Consider the following 17872-nt stretch of genomic DNA (forward strand, 5'->3'; position numbering starts at 1 on the left):
CGACCGCGGCGCCGCTGCGGTTCCGCGCGGCGTCGGGCCGGTGGCGCTGCAAAGCACACACCGAGAGGTTTGTCCGGCCTCGACCCGGGAACGGCGGGGGAATGACGAAACCTCGTGTGGTGATCGTAGGGGCCGGTTTCGCCGGGTACCACGCGGCAAAGACGCTCGGCCGGTTGGCCCGGGACCAGGCCGAGATCGTGCTGCTGAACACGACCGACTACTTCCTGTATCTGCCGCTGCTGCCAGAGGTCGCCGCCGGTGTCGTCGAGCCGACCCGGCTTTCGGTGCCGCTGGCGGGGACACTCGACGGCGTCCGTCTTGTGGTCGGCGAAGCCGACCATGTTGACCTGCGGAACCGCTGGGTCAGTTTCACCCAGCCGGAAGGGGAACGGAACCGCATCGCGTACGACCGGCTCGTACTCGCCGTCGGTAGCGTCAACAAGCTGCTGCCGATCCCCGGGGTGACCGAGTACGCCCACGGCTTTCGCGGCCTGCCGGAGGCGCTCTACCTACATGACCACGTGGTCCGACAGATTGAGCTGGCAGAACAAGCCACCGACCCGGCTGAGCAACGGGCGCGGGCCACCTTCGTGGTGGTGGGAGCCGGCTACACCGGCACCGAGGTGGCCGCCCACGGGCAGCTGTTCACCGACCGGCTCGTCGGGCAACGGTCTCGGCTGAAGCTCCGGCCCCGGTGGATGCTGCTTGACGTGGCGCCGAGGGTGCTACCCGAGCTGGACCGGCGGATGTCCGACACCGCCCATCGGGTCCTGGAAGAGCGTGGGATTGATGTGCGGATGGGAACCTCGGTGGCGGTCGCGACCGCCGACGGGGTCAAGCTCACCGATGGGGAGTTCATCCCGACCTGCTCTCTCTTCTGGTGTGTCGGGGTCCGTCCCGATCCGCTCGTCGCGCAACTCGGCCTGCGGACCGAGAAGGGCCGCCTGGTGACCGATGAGTACCTCAACGTCCCAGGCTTTCCCGAGGTGTTCGCCTGCGGTGACGCTGCGGCCGTTCCCGACCTGACCCAGCCCGGGCAGGTCTGCGCGATGACCGCGCAGCACGCCCAGCGGCAGGGCAAACTGGTTGCCCACAACATCGCCGCCTCGTACGGGCAGGGCACCCGCAAGCCATACAAGCACCATGAACTGGGCTGGGTGGTCGATCTGGGTGGTCTGGACGCGGCGGCTAATCCACTCAAGGTGCCGCTGGCCGGGCTGCCCGCCAAGGTGGTCACCCGGGGATACCACCTGCTCAACCTACCCGGCAATCGGGCCCGGGTGGGCGCCGACTGGCTGCTGGACGCGACGTTGCCCCGTCCGGCGGTCCAGCTGGGCCTGGTGCCGGCCAACTCGGTTCCGTTGGAGAGCAGCTCCCCCGAGGTACCCGCCCACATGGGGTGAGGAGGGAGGGGCCCGCCACCCCGGATTGTGGATGGCCCCTCCCGCCGCCGGGCTCTGGGCTAGCCAGCCATCCCGGCGCCCACCTCGTCGATCGCGTCGTCCACGGCGTGGGCCAGGTCAACGTCCGGTCCGGTTACCTCGGGAGCCCGTCGGGGCCGGGAGGTCGCCACCGTCAACACCGCGGTGGTGCGGTCGGGCTGACCAATCGACGGCCCGCGTCCGGTCTGTCGTCGGAGCTGGTCGAGCCGGTCGAGTACGCGTCCGAGGTTCTCGGCGGGCAGCGCGACTGTCCGGGACAGCCCGTGCCGGTCCCCGGACCAGTACGGGAGGCCGGTGAGTACCTCGCGCAGCTGCACCTCGTCGAGCGGCGGGGTTGCGGCCGTCGCTCCGATCACGCCTCCGCCGGGCTCGGGCGGGGCGAGGAGGTCCTGCAGCCCCTCCGGGACGTGCAGCGACTCGACCAGGCCGCCGTCCCGGTCGGCCAGCGCGGTGAGGGTGGCTGCCGCCTGGTAACGGGCCTGCTCCGGGGTGCGGCCGCTGAGCCGGCCTACCTCGGCGAGGAAGCCGGGTAGGTCGGAGTGGTCCTCGACACCATCCACCGGGGTGATGTCGTGTAGCCGGGTCGGTACGGCCGCGAGTAGCCGGCCGCGTTCGGTCGCCCCCAGCGCGCGGGCCAGGGTCAGCACTGTCGCCGTCACGCCCACCTTCGCGGTGGGGAAGTCGACCCCGGACCGCCGGCCAACATCGGTCACCAGATCCTGGTAGCTGATCGTGGTGGTGTCGGTGCGGCCGTCATCCGGAATGGGCCGTGAACTTTCCGGAGTACCGACCGGAGGCGGGGCGGGGCCACCGCTGGTACTGGTCGGTTTGTGGCGGCCCGCTGGCGCAGGTCCGTTGCGCCGCCGTTGGTCAAGGCTGGTCAGCTGCTTGGTGGCGCCCAGGCTGGCCCCGGTCTCGCTGGGCCGCTGCCCCTGGCTCCGAGCCTGTCGGGCCAGCGCCCGGCGGCGCTGGTTGTCGCCCTCCATCTGCTTGCGCATGTGACAACTCCTCCACTGCGGTTCCGGCTGTCGTCGTCTGCCTTCCCACCGCTGTCAAGCAGAAAACAGGGCCCGGCCCGCGGCTGCCCTCGTCGCGGGGTTGGCCCGCGGCGGTGCTGGTTCGCGCTGGTGGTGGCCACCGTGGCCGGCCGGGTTCGACGGCGTCGCCGGAGCAATCCTCATCCGGCCAGGGTGATGATCGCTCACCCGGTTGAGCCGGACGATCGCAGTGGACCGGTGGACTTCCGAGGTATGCGGAAGGGAAGGTCGTGATGAAGCGGATCGTCGAGATCATCCCCGCCCGACCCGGCTGGTACGCGCGTTGGCGTCTGGCACCTGGCGACACCCGTTGCTACCCGGTCAGCCTGTGGGTCCTGCTTGAGGAGACCGACGGCACCGGCCGGGAGGTGATCGGAGTGGACTGCGTCGGGCAGTGGCCCGGTGCGGACGACAACGAGGCCGGCGGGGAGTTTCTCCGCTACCTCTTCCAGACCCCGGATTCGGGAGCGCCGGCAGACGCCGAACCAGCGACGGTGGTGCCGGGGCGGGTCACCGGCCCCGATCTGCGGGCGGTGTAGAAGTATCGGAACTGGCTGGTTCGTTCGAATGTTGAATATTTTTCCCGAATGTCCTCGGCGGCGGTCGCCGGGCACCGAGGATCGATGGTGGGGGTAGACGTACCAGCTGTCTGGGGGCGACAGTATGAGGTTCTCCATCGTAGATGTCGGTTATGATCGTTTGCAGGTAGATTCCTGCCTGAACGAGCTCGGGGTCCGGTTGACCCGGTTGGCGGCACGTGCGGAGGGCGCCGCGGGAGCCGAGCGGGAGTGGGACGAGATTCGCGAGGAGGCGGCGGGCCTCTGTGGGTTGCTCCAGCGGCTCGACCTCGGCGATCTGGTTCGGCGACCCGCCGACGCTGCCGGTCGGGAGGCAGCCGAGCTACTCCTACGGGCGCGACTGGAACTCGACTCTGCCCGGGAGGAGGCCCGACGGGTGCGCGAGCAGGTCTACACCGAGGCGGTGCAGGCCCGCCGGGAGCTTGAGGCGGCGCTACACGCCCGACAGTGCCGGGCGGCCCGGGCCGACGAGATCCTCGGCGGCCTGGCGGAGACGGTGCCGGCCGACACGCCGACCGCCGCCTCCGCCGTGGGGCCGAGCCGAGCCGTTCGCTGAGGACCCGTGGCCCACCGAGGGGGACGGGACCGTCACACCAGTGCGCTGACGATGGTGGTCGCCCGAGTCTCGTGCTGGGCGTAGGCATCGGGGAAGGCCGAGACCTGGACCGACTGGGCTGCCCAGGCGACGCTCATTCCCTGCCAGCCCGGGACCTGAAGAAGCGCCTGGTAGAACGCCTCGGCGGCGTAGGTCGGAGTCATCAACTCGGCGATGCTGCCCCAGCCGGTGCTCGAGCGTTGCTGGAACAGGCCGACCGAGTCGTGGTCCCAGCCGACTGCCTCGTGCGGGTAGTTCTGTGATTCCGGCACGCCGGCGTTGGCGTAGTTGAGCAGAGTGCTCTCCTGCATGGCGGTGGCGATGGCAACGACCAAACCGCGATGCGGGATGTTCATGTCGGTCCCAACATCGACAATAGTCTTTGCGTTGTCCATCTGGGTCTGGGTCAGCCCGGCGACCGGTTGGGGCGGTGCCGGTTGGCTGGATGTGGGCTCCTGCTCCGTCTCGGCTGGGCTGGCGGATTCGGCGGGGCTGGCGGTTTCGGTTGGGCTGGCGGTTTCGGTTGGGCTGGCGGTTTCGGTCGGACTCGGGCTCGTCGAGGTGGGAGTGGTGTCATGCCGGAGGAAGGAACGTGAGGCGCGTTCGGCGGCGTCTACGCGTTCCGCTGCCGCCTCGGCGGCCGGGGCCTGCTCCGGTTGTTCGGCAGTCTGCCGTGTCCCGGCGTAGGCAGCCGCGCCGAGGCAGCAGGTGAGACCGGTGGCGAGAGCTACTCGAGCCGGGGTCGACGCCAGTAGTGCGCGTAGCCCGCGGTTGGGGGCGCGGAGGGGTGAGGTCGTCCGTTCGGTGGAGGTCTCGTCGGTGGACCCGGTGGCCGGGCCGTGCGGGTTCGTCTTCTGGTTGAAGGTGTCGTCGGGGTGCATCCGCCGAGGCTAGAAAGCGGATCGCCCACTGCCATCGGTCCGATTAGTGGGGTGCGTCACTATTTGTGGCAAAGTTCGGATGGGGTGGATGAGGTCTCGGGAAACCTCTCAAACCTCGGCTGTCTCTTATTTCGTAAATGGGATTGCAAGTAAGCGCGAAAAGCCGCAAGTTTCCGATCTTGCCGAGGGGTGAGTCTGAGTACGGGCTCTTCCTCCGAACGGCTGACCACCCATCATGTGAGCGGCTATTCATGGGGTCGGTCGGTGTGATGATCTGTGACGGTGTCTGGCTCGCCGTGAGCTGTCTCAGTGTCGGCCGTTGTCGGTCAGCGCCACCGTCAGGTGATGCCGGCTCGCATCCTCGGTGGAGAAGGGCCAGAGTCGGTCAGCGTGCTCCACCAGGTCAGCCAGTTGTTGGCGGGTCAGTCCGGCCGACGAGATGGAGGCGCTCACGTCGGCGCGGTAGCGGCCGTCGTCGTCGCGGCCGAGCTTCGCCTCGGCCCGTACCTGGACCGTGTGTGCCTCGTCAGTGATCTCGCCGGCCGCCTCCACCGCGGCGTGATGTAGGCATGAGGCGAAGGCGGCGGCGAGCAACTGCGACGGGCTCAGCCCGGTGCAGTGCGGAGCCAGTGGGGATGCCAGGGCGGTGGAAAGCCCACCATCCTCGGTTCGGACGTGCCCGCCCTCCGCCGTCGCGGTGGCCGTCTCGTTCAGCCAGGAGCTGTGCTGCGACATCGCGTTCCTCCCGTCACTCGCCCCGGGCTACCCGGCGTTCGGCCGGCGAAACCGTGTTCTGGTCCGGAAGAAGCAGATAGCAGCGGCCAGGCCAGCTCGACCGTCGTTTCGGTTCGGCCTTCCGGGAACGTCCGAGTAGCCTGCACAGCGGGGGCACAGGAACCGCACAACCGCCCCACAGCGGGGGCATCCATGATGAGGACCATGATGACCAACGAGCAGGTGGCACCGGCCCGGGTCGACCTCCGCCGTCCCGATGGCCAGCCCGTGCGTGTTCTGGTCGTCGACGACGAATCCACTCTGGCCGACCTGCTGTCGATGGCCCTGCGCTACGAGGGTTGGCAGGTGCGTACGGCCGGCAACGGGATGGCGGCGTTGAGCGCGGCCCGCCAATTCCAGCCGGACGCGGTGGTGCTCGACGTGATGCTGCCCGACCTGGACGGCTTCGCGGTGCTGCGTCGCCTGCGCGAGGTGGCTCCGACCGTGCCGGTGCTCTTTCTGACCGCACGGGACGCGGTCGAGGACCGGGTCGCCGGGTTGACCGTCGGCGGCGATGACTATGTGACCAAGCCGTTCAGCCTGGAGGAGGTGATCGCCCGCCTGCGGGCGCTGCTGCGCCGCTCCGGCTTCGCGGTCACCGCCCGGCAGGAGGCGGTTCTCACCGTCGGTGACCTTTCCCTCGACGAGGACAGCCACGAGGTGAGTCGGGACGGTCAGTTGATCAACCTTACCGCCACCGAGTTCGAGTTGCTGCGCTATCTCATGCGCAACCCACGCCGGGTGCTCAGCAAGGCACAGATCCTGGACCGGGTCTGGAACTACGACTTCGGGGGTCAGGCCAACGTGGTCGAGCTGTACATCTCCTACCTGCGCAAGAAAATCGACGTCGGCCGCGCCCCGATGATCCACACTCTGCGCGGGGCGGGCTACGTTCTCAAGCCCGCCGAGTGACCTTGTGAGTTGGCGGCGGTGGCTGGCCGGTTGGTCGCTCTGGACCCGGCTGGTGGTCATCCTGGTTACCCTGCTGGCTGTGGTCAGTCTGGGCATCGGCGGCATCACCACCGTCGCCTTGCGGGACTTCCTGACCGATCGGATCGACCGGCAGCTCAGGCTTGACGCAGGACCCCGCAGCTTCGTCCCGCCTCCGCCTCGTCCCACCCAAGACGACCTGCAAGTCTCGCGTGGCATGGAAGTGGGCTCAGTCGTCGCGCAGCTGCGCGACGGCCAGGTGGTCAAGGCCCGAGTCCAGAACGAGGCCCGGGAGGGCGGGGAGAGGATCGCACCCGAGAAGGTGGCGGCGCTGGGCAGCCTGGTGCCCAATACCGGCCCGCACACCGTGGACCTGGGTGATCTGGGGGAGTACCGCGCCATCGCCCGGCAGTGGCGTGACGGCGAGGTGACCGCGTTCGCCCTGCCCCTCACCGAGGTGCAGGAAACGGTGATGCGACTGGTCGTCGCGCAGGCCGGTGTCGCCGGCGCCGGGCTCGTCGTCGCTGGTGCGACCGGCGCGCTCCTGGTCCGGCGCACTCTGCGCCCGCTACGGCGGGTCGCCGCCACCGCCACCCGGGTCAGCGAGCTCCCGTTGGACCGGGGTGAGGTGACGCTGCCGGTGCGGGTGCCGGGCGCTGATACCGACACCCGGACCGAGGTGGGCCAGGTTGGTTCCGCGCTCAACCGGATGCTCGGGCACGTCGCCGCCGCGCTCGCTGCGCGGCAGGCCAGCGAGACGCGGGTACGTCAGTTCGTCGCCGACGCGAGTCACGAGCTGCGTACCCCGCTGGCGGCGATCCGAGGATACGCGGAGGTGGCCCGGCGAGGCCGGAACCAGGTACCGCCCGACGTGGCGCACGCCCTGCGCCGCGTCGAGTCCGAGAGCACCCGGATGACCGGCCTGGTGGAGGATCTGCTGCTCCTCGCCCGGCTCGACTCGGGTCGCCCGCTCGCCGTCGCGCCGGTGGACCTCTCCGCGCTGGTCGTGGACGCGGTCAGTGATGCGCACGTGGCCGGGCCCGAGCACCGTTGGCAACTCGATCTGCCCGAGCAGCAGATCGCCGTGCCCGGTGACGCGGCCCGGCTGCACCAGGTGGTGGCCAACCTTCTGACCAACGCCCGGGTGCACACCCCCGCCGGTACCACCGTCACCACCAACCTCGCTGTCGAGTCCGACGCCGCGGTGCTCCGGGTCGCCGACGACGGCCCGGGCATCCCGGTTGAGCTGCAACCAGAGGTCTTCGAGCGCTTCGCGCGGGCGGACAGCTCGCGGTCGCGGTCGCAGGGCAGCACCGGGCTGGGGCTCGCCATCGTCGCCGCGGTGGTGGACGCCCACCACGGCACGGTGTCGGTGCGCAGCCGGCCCGGTCGTACCGTGTTCACCGTACGGCTGCCGAATTCCACAGCGGAGACATAGCGGACCCATGGGGGCCGTGCAGCCCTGCCGGCCAGGCTTCCCACCATGGACAGAACCGAGACAACCTACGGGCCCCAGGCGGCCGCCCCGGCGACGAGCGTCACTTCGACGTCGCCGGCAGAGTCGGAGGCAGAGCCGACCTCCACGCCGCGTCGGTCGGCCCGTTGGGCCCGCCTCTGCCTCGGTGGGCTCCTGCTCGCCACCGCTTGGCTCTACCTGTGGGGGCTCGACGTCTCCGGTTGGGCGAACGCCTACTACTCGGCGGCGGCGCAGGCCGGCGCAGAGAACTGGACCGCCCTCTTCTACGGCTCGTCGGATGCCGCCAACTCCATCACCGTTGACAAGACACCCGCCGCGCTGTGGCTGATGGCGCTCTCGGTGCGGCTGTTCGGCCTGAACAGCTGGGCGGTGCTGCTGCCGCAGGCGCTGTGCGGGGTGGCCGCGGTCGCGGTGCTCTATGCCACGGTACGGCGCTGGTATGGCCCGGCAGCAGGGTTGATCGCCGGCGCGGTCCTCGCCGTCACGCCGGTGGCCACGCTGATGTTCCGGTTCAACAACCCGGACGCGCTGTTGGTGCTGCTTCTGGTCGGCGCCGCCTACGCCACCGTACGAGCGATCGAGACGGCTGCCACCCGTTGGCTCGTACTCGCCGGGGTGCTGGTCGGGCTCGGCTTCCTCACGAAGATGCTGCAGGCGTTCCTGGTGGTACCAGTGCTCGCCGGCGTCTACCTGCTGGCCGCGCCGACCGGGCTCGGCCGGCGGATTCGTCAGACCCTGCTGGCCGGCCTCGCGGTCGTGCTGTCGGCGGGGTGGTGGGTGGCCATCGTCGAATTGGTCCCTGCCAGCGCTCGCCCGTACGTCGGCGGCTCGCAGACCAACAGTGTCCTCGAGTTGACCCTTGGCTACAACGGTCTCGGCCGCATCACCGGCCGCGAGGTGGGCAGCGTGGGGCAGTCCGGTGGAGGGAGGTTCGGTGACGGGACCGGACTGCTGCGCATGTTCGACGACCGGGTCGGCGGGCAGATCGCCTGGCTGTTGCCAGCCGCGCTGATTCTCCTTGTGGTCGGCCTGCTGATGGCCGGCCGGGCTCCGCGTACCGACCGGACCCGCGCCGGGCTGCTGCTCTGGGGCGGCTGGCTGCTGGTTACCGGCGCGATCTTCAGTTTCATGTCCGGGATCTTCCACGAGTACTACACCGTGGCCCTGGCACCGGCGGTTGGTGCCCTGGTCGGGATCGGTGTCACGCTGCTGTGGCGGGTGCGAGCCGCTCCGCGCGGCGCTGTCTGGCGTCGGCTGCCGTACGCCGCCACCGCGGTTCTGGCCGGGACGCTGGCTGTCACCGTGGGATGGTCCTGGCTCCTGCTGGGCCGTAGCCCTGACTGGTATCCGTGGTTGCGTACCACGATCTTGGTGGGTGGCATCGTGGCGGCGGCGTTGCTGGTGCTTTCTCCTCGGCTACCCCGGTCAGTTGGGGCGGCGGGTGTCGCGCTGGGCGCCGCGGCGGCCCTCGCCGGGCCGGTGGCGTACTCGGTGCACGCCTCCGCTACGGCGCACAACGGTGGGGTTCCCACCGCGGGCCCGGCGTTGGCTGGCGATGTCGGCACCAGGTCTGGTGGCGCCGGGGACGGGCCCGGCGCCCCCGGTGGCGGTCAGCCTCCCGGTGCCGGGCAGTTGCCGCAGAGGCCGGATCGGCAACCCGGCACGGCGGCCGACGGCCGCCAGCAGGGTGGGTCGGGTCAGCCGGGTGGGTCGGGTCAGCCGGGTGGGTCGGGTCAGCCGGGTGGGTCGGGTCAGCTCGGCCAGCCGGTCGGCGACGGCGGGCGCGGCGACGGCGGGCTGTTGGGTGCCCGCGTTCCCAGTGCGCAACTGCGCGAGCTACTCGAGCTCGACAGCGACAGGTACACCTGGGTGGCGGCCACGGTGGGTGCGAACAACGCCGCCGGCTACCAGCTGGCCACCGGTGATCCGGTGATGCCCGTGGGCGGGTTCAACGGCACCGACCCCTCCCCGACCGTCGCCGAGTTCCAGCGCTATGTCGCTGACGGAAGGATCCACTGGTTCATCGGTGGAGGTGGCTTCCGGGGTGCCAACGGTGGCAGCTCCGCCTCCTCCGAGATCGCCGCCTGGGTGGCGCAGACGTTCGAGGCGCGAACCGTGGACGGAGTCACGATCTATGACCTGAGCAACGGGGGGGCCAACGCATGATCGACACTACGGAGGCCCGGGCTGCCGGGTGGAGCCCGTCTGCCGGTCAGGCACCCGTCCTGGACGTGGTGATTCCCGTCTACAACGAGGAGACCGACCTCGGACCGTGCGTGCGGCGGCTGCACACGCATCTACGCGAGCACGTCCCGTACCCGTTCCGGATCACGATCGCGGACAACGCCAGCGTCGACGGCACGCTGGACGTGGCCCGCTCACTCGCCACCGACCTGGCCGGCGTCGAGGTGCTGCATCTGGAGGCCAAAGGGCGTGGGCGGGCACTGCGGGCCGCCTGGTCGGCCTCACCTGCCCCGGTGCTCGTCTATATGGACGTGGACTTGTCCACCGATCTGGCAGCGTTGCTACCACTGGTCGCGCCGCTCATCTCCGGCCACTCGGACCTGGCCATCGGCACTCGGCTTGCTCGTGCCTCGCGGGTGGTCCGGGGCGCGAAGCGGGAGGTGATTTCGCGGGGGTACAACCTGTTGTTACGGGGTGCCCTCGCCGCTCGGTTCTCCGACGCCCAGTGCGGCTTCAAGGCGATCCGAGCAGACGTGGCGGCCCGGCTACTGCCGCTGGTGCGAGACACCGGGTGGTTCTTCGACACCGAGTTGTTGGTGCTCGCCCAGCGGGCCGGCCTGCGGATCCACGAGGTACCGGTGGACTGGGTGGATGATCCGGACAGTCGGGTGGACGTGCTGGCCACCGCCCTGGCCGACCTGCGTGGCATCGGCCGCCTCGGGCGGGCTCTGGTGACCGGCTCGCTGCCGCTGCGGCAACTGCGCGAGCAGGTCGGACGCGCCCCACTGGTGCCGCCGCCGGCCCGGGTGCCGGCGGGGCTGCCGCGACAGCTGGCCCGGTTCGCCGTGGTCGGGGTGGCCAGTACGGTGGCCTACCTGCTGTTGTACGTCTCCGTCCGGGGGGTCCTCGGCGCCCAGCCAGCAAACCTGCTGGCGCTGCTGATCACCGCGGTTGCCAACACGGCGGCGAACCGGCGACTGACCTTCGGGGTCACCGGCCGGCGGCACGCCGGTCGCCACCACCTGCAAGGCCTGGTGGCCTTCGGGCTTGGTCTTGCGCTGACCAGCGGCTCGCTCGCGCTGCTGCACGCCGTGGTGGTGGCTCCGGCGCGGGTGGTGGAGCTGGTGGTGCTGGTTGCGGCGAACCTGGCCGCCACGGTGTTGCGGTTCGTGCTACTCCGCTACGCCATGCACCACCGACGGGGCGGGTGATCAGGAGGTCGGAACGTCACCGATGGGAACAATGGTGTGGTTATCACCCGCATTGCGGCCAACATGCGCGTACTGTGTCCGAATACATCCCGAGCGTATTGGACAAACCCTCCCCGGTGGGCCGGTTCGGTGTGCCGAGGGTCGAGATCGGAAGGAGTGGCCGGTGGATCATCTGGCCTACCTGGACGCGGGATCGGGCAGCCTGATCGTGCAGGCGGTGGTTGGCGGGATAGCTGGTGTCGCGGTGGCCGGCAAGCTCTACTGGCGACGCTTGGTGGACCGGTTCCGCAAGCAGCCCACCGACCGGCACTGACCGGCATGACATCTGCGTATCCCGACCTGCGGGCTGAGCCGGCGTCCTTCCGGGACCCCGCGAACCGGGTCTTCCACCGCGGCGACGACGTGCTGCGTGGGTTGGACGAGCGGGCTGCCGCCGAGTGGCGGGCCCTCGCCCGCAGTGACTTCTTCGCGGCGCTGCTCGCCGAAGGTAAGGTCTGCGACACCGTCGAGACCAGCCCGGCGCCGCCGGGTTGGGCCGTGGTGCTCCGGCACGAACGCATCCCATTCGTCTCCCACCCGTACGAATGGTCCCACGCCATGCTGCGTGATGCCGCCCTGCTGCACCTGGACATCCTCCAGGCGGCCCTGGAGGGGGGCTTCACCACCAAGGACGGCTCGGCATACAACCTGCAGTGGCGCGGCGTGGAGCCGGTCTTCATCGACATCGGCTCGTTCACCCCGGTCCGGGACGGCGAACCCTGGGCCGGCTACCGCCAGTTCTGTCAGACCCTGCTCTACCCGCTCCTCCTCGGCGCCCACCTGGGGCTGGACTTTCAGCCGCTGCTGCGGGCCCAGGTCGACGGCGTCGAGGCGGACCAGATTCGCCGTCTGTTCACCGGCCGTCGCCGGTTCCGCCCCGGCGTGCTCACCCACGTCCACCTGCACGACGCGATGCAGCGCCGCAACGCCCGATCCAGCACCGCCGAGGTCCGCAGCCAGCTGCGCGACGCCGGCTACTCCCGTGACCTCGCCGTCGCCACGGTACGCGGTCTGCAACGCCTGGTCCGCCGGCTGGACCGGCCGTCGCCCGCCAGCCACTGGATCGACTACCAGCGCACCTGTGGCTACACGGCCGAGGACCGGGCCGCCAAGGAGCGCTTCGTCGCCGCTTCGTTGACCGCCGGGCCCCCGATCCGGCTGGCCCTCGACCTCGGGGCCAACGACGGCCGGTACGCCCGTTTGGCCGCGCGTCATGCCGAGCACGTTGTCGCCGTCGAACAGGACCCCGGGGTGGTTGACCGGTTCTATCGGGAGCTGCGGACCGAGGGGGAGCAGCGGATCCTGCCGCTGGTGATGGATCTGGCCGACCCGTCGCCCGGCGGCGGCTGGCGGGGGGTCGAGCGGGCCTCCTTCGGCGATCGGGCGCGGGCTGATGTCGTGCTCGCCCTTGCGGTGGTCCACCACCTCGCGGTGGGGCGTAACGTCCCGTTGCCGGAGGTGGTCGGGTGGCTGGCCGGTTTCGGTCGGCCGGGCACCCGGCTGGTGGTGGAGTTCGTGCACCCGGAGGATCCGATGGCCCGTCGGCTGTTGGCCAACAAGCCCGAGAACATGTTCCCCCGTTACCGCCGGGACGAGTTCGAGCGACTGCTCGCTGCCCACGGCCACCTCGAGGAACGCCTCCACCTGCCGTCGGGTAGTCGGACGTTGTACCGGGTGGTCCTGAGTGGCTGACCTGGGCGCCGTGCCCACATCGGACCACACCGAGGGCGTTGACGGCGCCTCTGATCGACGTGCTGGCGCAGCGAGGGATCCGGACGGCGCGCCGCGGCGTGGCTGGAGAGCGGAGGGTCGTCGGCTGCTGGAGCTCTCCGCTCTGCTCGGGCTCGCGGTTACTCAGCCGTTGTTGGATGTGCTCGGCCGGAGTCCGGACTTCTTCCTTTTCCACCACGCCAGCCGCGGCGAGATCGTGCAGCTGGTCGTGCTGGTCGCGATCGTGCCGACCGTCGCGGTCGGAACGATCGCGGCGACGTCGCGGCTGGCCGGCCGTACCGCTCGGGAGGTGACCCACACGCTGCTCGTGGGTCTCCTGCTTACCGCGCTGGCCGTACAGATCGGACGGCACACGACACCGTTGCGGGGCGTACCGCTGCTGGTGCTGGCGGCTGTCGTCGCGGTGGCCGCGACGGTGGCGTACCGGCGGTGGCGTGCCCCGGCCCGCGTGCTGCGGGTCGCGGCGCTTGGGCCCGCGGTCTTCGTCGCGCTATTCCTGCTCGTCTCGCCCACCTCGACGGTGGTGTTGCCGCGCGGCGACGGCGGTGCCGTCGGGCTCGCCGGCGCCGGTGGCCATCCCCCGGTGGTCGTGCTGGTCCTCGACGAACTGCCCCTGCTCTCGCTGCTCGACCCGGACGGGCAGGTTGACGCGGACCGGTTCCCGCACTTCGCGGAGCTGGCCGCCGGCTCGACGTGGTACCGCAACGCGACCGGGGTCAGCGGTTGGACACCGTACGCGCTGCCGGCGATGTTGACCGGCCGCTATCCGGCCACCGGGGCGGCTCCCCACTACTCGCAGCATCCGGACAACCTGTTCACCGCGTTCGGTGGCCTGTACGACATTCGCGCCGAGGAGAGCATCACCCGCCTCTGCCCACCCAGCCGCTGTGAGACACCGGTGGGCCGGGAACAGGGGATGGGGGTACTGGTCCGGGAGAGTGCGAAGCTGCTGGCCCGGATGTCGGCGCCAACGGAGAGTCGGGTTGACCCGGCGGACTCCTACCGGGAGCAGACCGCCGCTGAGGCCGGCATCGACGCCGCCGAGCCGATCCCGGAGGATCCGAAGTTTCGCTGGGACCGGCTGAACGACAACCAGCCGGCCCGGTTCAGTAGCTTCCTCGCCGGACTTCGGCCGTCGGACCGGCCCACCCTGCACTTCCTGCACCTGCTGATGCCGCATTCGCCATGGGCGTACCTGCCCTCGGGAGTGCGCTATGAGGCGCCAGAGGACTTCCCGAACGAGGGGGAGGGCTGGGTGGAGTTGGCCCGCCAGCGGCATCTGGCCCAGCTCGGCTACACCGACCGGCTGATCGGCGAGACCCTGCGTACGCTGCGCGCGACCGGGCTCTACGACGACGCCCTGCTGGTGGTCACCGCCGACCACGGGGTGAGCTTCACCAAGGGGGCACAGGGGCGGGGGATGGGTGCGATCGAGGTCGCCGCCGACGAGGTGGCCTGGGTGCCGTTGTTTGTCAAGTACCCGGGGCAGCGCACCGGTCGGCTCGATGACCGGAACTGGCAGCACGTTGACCTGCTGCCCACCCTCGCCGACGAGGCGGCGATCCGGCTGCCCTGGGCGGTGGACGGCCGGTCGGCGCGGGAAGCGCCCCGGGCGCAGGCGGACAAGGTCTTCTATGACCGGCCCGCCCAGCCGACCCCGATCGGCGGTGGCGTACCCACCCCGGTGCCGCCCGCCGCGCCGCACCCGCTGATCGGCACCACGGTGCCGGATCAGCCGACGGCGGGGGTGGCCCGTGTCGAGAACCTGGCTGCCTTCCGGGAGGTGGACCCGGACCAGGGCATGCTGCCCGCGCTGGTCTGGGGTGACCTGCCCGACGAGATCCCTGACGGCACCCCGCTGGCGGTGGCCATCAACGGCCGGGTCGCCGTCGTGGTTCCGGTGGTTGGCCGGGACGAGGGCGGGCGTCGGTTCGCCGCCCTGATCAGCGATGACCAGCTCTTTCGGTCGGGAACGAACCAGCTCGGTCTCTTCCTCGTCGCCGCCGACGGCACGCTGACCCGGCTCGCGCTCTCCTGACCCCAGCCGCCGGTCGCCGCTGGGCGCGGCTTCTCTCTGCTGGCCACGGTCGCCGGTCGGCTCGGTCGGGCGGCGGTTGCCCGTCGTCCGGCCGAGCCCGTCCATCCTCGCCCACACTCAGACTGTTTGTGGTGTGCTGCGCTGACTGCCAGTGATTCTTGTCGTCCAGTGTTTTCATTCCGCCCTGTCCTGCCTCGGGCGGACTCCTCGTCGTGGGGTGGTCGACCGGTCGGCGTTTCCTGGCTGGCCGGCCGGGAAATGGGTGACGCATACCTCACCGGCGAACCACCGCGGGCGGTGTCCTGGGAAGCACGAATACGGTAAAAGCGAAGGAAATTCAACGAAGAAGATCTGTCGGCGAAGCGAGGACGCACATGACGGAAGTCAAGCTCGATCACCCCGGTGGGCAGTTGTCGATGCCGGTGAACACGGCGATCGAGGGTCCCGCCGGCATCGGGGTGAGCAAGCTGCTCAAGCAGACCGGGATGACGACCTACGATCCTGGTTTCGTGAACACGGCCGCCTGCTCGTCCGCGATCACCTACATCGACGGCGACGCGGGGATCCTGCGCTACCGTGGCTACCCGATCGAGCAGCTGGCGGAGAAGTCCTCCTTCCTGGAGGTCTCGTACTTGCTGATCTACGGTGAGCTGCCCACCCCGCAGCAGCTGACCGAGTTCACCGAGCGGATTCGGCGGCATTCGTTGCTGCACGAGGAGATGCGTCGGTTCTTCGACGGCTTCCCCCGGGATGCGCACCCGATGGCGGTGCTCTCCTCGGCGGTCAGTGCCATCTCCACCTTCTACCAGGACAGCCTCGACCCGTTCGACGACGAGCATGTGGAGATGTCGACGGTCCGGCTGATGGCGAAGGTGCCGACCATCGCCTCGTACGCCTACAAGAAGTCGATCGGCCAGCCGCTGCTGTACCCGGAGAACTCCCTCGGGTACGTGGAGAACTTCCTTCGGATGACCTTCGGCGTGCCGGCCGAGCCGTACGAGGTCGACCCGGTGATGGCCCGGGTGCTGGACATGCTGTTCATCCTGCATGCCGACCACGAGCAGAACTGCTCCACCTCGACCGTACGGCTGGTGGGTTCCAGCAACGCCAACCTCTTCGCCTCGGTCTCCGCCGGCGTGAACGCGCTGTTCGGTCCGTTGCACGGCGGCGCGAACCAGTCCGTGTTGGAGATGCTGGAGACGATCCAGGCCGACGGCGGCGACGTCCGTTCCTTCGTGCGGCGGGTCAAGGACCGGCAGGCCGGCACGAAGCTGATGGGCTTCGGCCACCGGGTCTACAAGAACTATGACCCCCGGGCCACCATTGTGAAGAGGGCCGCCCAGGACGTGATGGGCCGGATGTCCACGTCGGACCCGATGCTGGACGTCGCGATGGAGCTGGAGGAGATCGCGCTCGCCGACGACTTCTTCGTCTCCCGCAAGCTCTACCCGAACGTGGACTTCTACACCGGCCTGATCTACAAGGCCATGGGCTTCCCGACGAAGATGTTCACCGTGCTGTTCGCGCTGGGGCGGCTCCCCGGCTGGATCGCCCAGTGGCGTGAGATGATCAAGGACCCGGAGACGAAGATTGGTCGCCCGCGGCAGATCTACACCGGTGCCGTGCAGCGCGACTACGTCAACCTCGAGCAGCGCTGAGCGGAGCGGACTCCCGCGTAACCCACACGGCCGAGCGCCGCTGCCCCCACGATTCGGGGCAACGGCGCTCGGCCGTCAGGGCATCGGGGTACGCGCGGTGTCGGTGCGAGGGGCAACCTCCGCCGGAGTGGTGGGTGGCGCTGGTTGCGGCGTCGATGCTGTTCGTTGCCGTGCGGCCTCGTACAACACCACGGTCGCCGCGGCGGCGGCGTTCAGGGAGCTGGCGGCGCCGGTGATCGGGATCCGCACCGTACGGTCGCAGGACTGCCGCCAAGCCGTACTGAGTCCGCGTGTCTCGTTCCCCACCACGATGATCGTCGGGCCGGTGAGATCGTGCGCGGTGATCTCCACCTCGCCGTGTTCGTCGGTGCCGACGATCTCGATGGGGATGCGCGTGGCGCGCAGCGAGTCGGCCCAGTCCAGTACCGCACGATGGCTCGGTACGCGCACCACGGGCACGGTGAACAGTGAACCGGTAGTCGCGCGCACGGACTTGGGGTCATAGGGGTCGGCCGCATGCCCGGTAATGACCACGCCGGCGGCTCCGAAGGCATCCGCGGACCGAATCAGCGAACCGATGTTGCCGGGAGTGGTCGGTCGGTCGAAGGCCATCACCAGCATGTTGGCCGAGTGGGGTATGCGCTGCAGTCGGTCCTCGGGGAGCCCGACCACCGCGAGTAACTCCGGTGGCTCCTCGTCCTTGCCCCCGAGCTCACCCAACAGCTCCGGCGACACCGCGACCGGGCTGGCCCCGCTGATCCGGTCCAGCAGGTCTCGACTCCATCGGGAGAGGCTCTGCCCGGCGGGATACAGCAGGGCACGGACCTGCCAACCGTGTTCGACCGCGAGGGTGATGGGCCGGACCCCCTGGACCACGAACTCCCCCGCACGCTGGCGTTTGGTGCGATTGGTCAGCAGGGCATGCCACTGCTGGAAGGTCGCGTTTCGGGTGCTGACCCTGATTGTCCTCGCCATGTGCCCAGTGCCTCCTCGCTGCGCCTACCTTTGGGCTGGCGGTGCCAGGCGGTATGGCGGGGTGCTGCCGACAGTACAGCGGCCGGTGATCTTTCTGCTGGCCGAGGCCGAAGCGCGGTCGGGTCGTTTAGGTGTGGTTGGCGGTCAGCGCCGCGGGGGCGGATTCGTCCGCTGCGATCGAGGCGGTGAACCTGGTCAGGGGTCCTCATTCCCGTGTTGCGCCGCACCTTTCCGACCCGTTGACCCTCGCCGTGTTCCCACCTCTTGCGGTCAGCTGCGGCCGGCGCCGACAGTCGCATCGCCGGTAGTCCGCATTCGACCG

15 protein-coding genes are annotated in these 17872 nt (G+C 69.9%); 11 read left to right on the forward strand and 4 right to left on the reverse strand.

What is annotated here, in order from left to right:
* Window positions 1-101 precede the first annotated feature (101 nt).
* Entirely contained in the window at window positions 102-1403 is a 1302-nt protein-coding gene (locus tag STROP_RS10690) for an NAD(P)/FAD-dependent oxidoreductase (protein WP_011906005.1), read from the forward strand.
* A 59-nt stretch (window positions 1404-1462) separates the two neighbouring features.
* On the opposite strand, the gene STROP_RS10695 is transcribed toward STROP_RS10690, so the two are convergent.
* Window positions 1463-2440, reverse strand: coding sequence for a DUF2267 domain-containing protein (locus STROP_RS10695; RefSeq protein ID WP_011906006.1), 978 nt, complete (start codon window positions 2438-2440; stop codon window positions 1463-1465).
* A 272-nt stretch (window positions 2441-2712) separates the two neighbouring features.
* On the opposite strand from STROP_RS10695, the gene STROP_RS10700 reads away from it, so the two are divergent.
* Window positions 2713-3018 (forward strand): hypothetical protein, encoded by a 306-nt coding sequence (locus STROP_RS10700; RefSeq protein WP_026274891.1) that lies wholly within the window; start codon window positions 2713-2715, stop codon window positions 3016-3018.
* Window positions 3019-3142: 124 nt separating this feature from the next.
* Window positions 3143-3613: a hypothetical protein gene (locus tag STROP_RS10705; RefSeq protein WP_011906008.1), complete on the forward strand. Its 471-nt coding sequence runs from the start codon at window positions 3143-3145 to the stop codon at window positions 3611-3613.
* A 32-nt stretch (window positions 3614-3645) separates the two neighbouring features.
* On the opposite strand, the gene STROP_RS10710 is transcribed toward STROP_RS10705, so the two are convergent.
* Together STROP_RS10710 and STROP_RS10715 are read right to left on the reverse strand one after the other, a co-directional pair.
* Window positions 3646-4533 (reverse strand): hypothetical protein, encoded by an 888-nt coding sequence (locus STROP_RS10710; RefSeq protein WP_011906009.1) that lies wholly within the window; start codon window positions 4531-4533, stop codon window positions 3646-3648.
* Window positions 4534-4839: 306 nt separating this feature from the next.
* The gene (locus STROP_RS10715) at window positions 4840-5268 is read right to left on the reverse strand and encodes an OsmC family protein (protein WP_011906010.1); all 429 of its coding nucleotides are present in this window, start codon (window positions 5266-5268) and stop codon (window positions 4840-4842) included.
* 204 nt (window positions 5269-5472) lie between these two features.
* On the opposite strand from STROP_RS10715, the gene STROP_RS10720 reads away from it, so the two are divergent.
* From STROP_RS10720 to STROP_RS10750, 8 genes are all read left to right on the forward strand, one after another.
* The gene (locus STROP_RS10720; RefSeq protein WP_026275667.1) at window positions 5473-6219 is read left to right on the forward strand and encodes a response regulator transcription factor; all 747 of its coding nucleotides are present in this window, start codon (window positions 5473-5475) and stop codon (window positions 6217-6219) included.
* A gap of 22 nt (window positions 6220-6241) precedes the next feature.
* Entirely contained in the window at window positions 6242-7675 is a 1434-nt protein-coding gene (locus STROP_RS10725) for a sensor histidine kinase (protein ID WP_026274893.1), read from the forward strand.
* 45 nt (window positions 7676-7720) lie between these two features.
* On the forward strand, window positions 7721-9880 hold the full coding sequence (locus STROP_RS10730) for a glycosyltransferase family 39 protein (protein WP_011906013.1): 2160 nt from the start codon (window positions 7721-7723) through the stop codon (window positions 9878-9880).
* Window positions 9877-11109 carry a bifunctional glycosyltransferase family 2/GtrA family protein gene (locus STROP_RS10735; protein WP_011906014.1) on the forward strand — a complete coding sequence of 411 codons (1233 nt, stop codon included), beginning with the start codon at window positions 9877-9879 and terminating at the stop codon, window positions 11107-11109. The genes STROP_RS10730 and STROP_RS10735 overlap by 4 nt, the downstream gene beginning before the upstream one ends.
* Before the next feature lie 163 nt (window positions 11110-11272).
* Entirely contained in the window at window positions 11273-11422 is a 150-nt protein-coding gene (locus tag STROP_RS25150; protein WP_162872430.1) for a hypothetical protein, read from the forward strand.
* Window positions 11423-11427: 5 nt separating this feature from the next.
* Entirely contained in the window at window positions 11428-12840 is a 1413-nt protein-coding gene (locus tag STROP_RS10740; RefSeq protein ID WP_026275668.1) for a class I SAM-dependent methyltransferase, read from the forward strand.
* Window positions 12833-14917 carry a sulfatase-like hydrolase/transferase gene (locus STROP_RS10745; protein WP_011906016.1) on the forward strand — a complete coding sequence of 695 codons (2085 nt, stop codon included), beginning with the start codon at window positions 12833-12835 and terminating at the stop codon, window positions 14915-14917. Before STROP_RS10740 ends, STROP_RS10745 begins: the two co-directional genes overlap by 8 nt.
* Before the next feature lie 374 nt (window positions 14918-15291).
* Complete coding sequence (locus STROP_RS10750) at window positions 15292-16575, forward strand: citrate synthase (RefSeq protein ID WP_011906017.1); 1284 nt, start codon at window positions 15292-15294, stop codon at window positions 16573-16575.
* A gap of 75 nt (window positions 16576-16650) precedes the next feature.
* Here STROP_RS10750 and STROP_RS10755 read toward each other — a convergent pair whose 3' ends face one another.
* Entirely contained in the window at window positions 16651-17550 is a 900-nt protein-coding gene (locus STROP_RS10755; protein ID WP_011906018.1) for a TrmH family RNA methyltransferase, read from the reverse strand.
* Window positions 17551-17872: the final 322 nt, after the last annotated feature.

Origin of the sequence: Salinispora tropica CNB-440 (assembly GCF_000016425.1) — a bacterium.
Classification (GTDB): domain Bacteria; phylum Actinomycetota; class Actinomycetes; order Mycobacteriales; family Micromonosporaceae; genus Micromonospora; species Micromonospora tropica.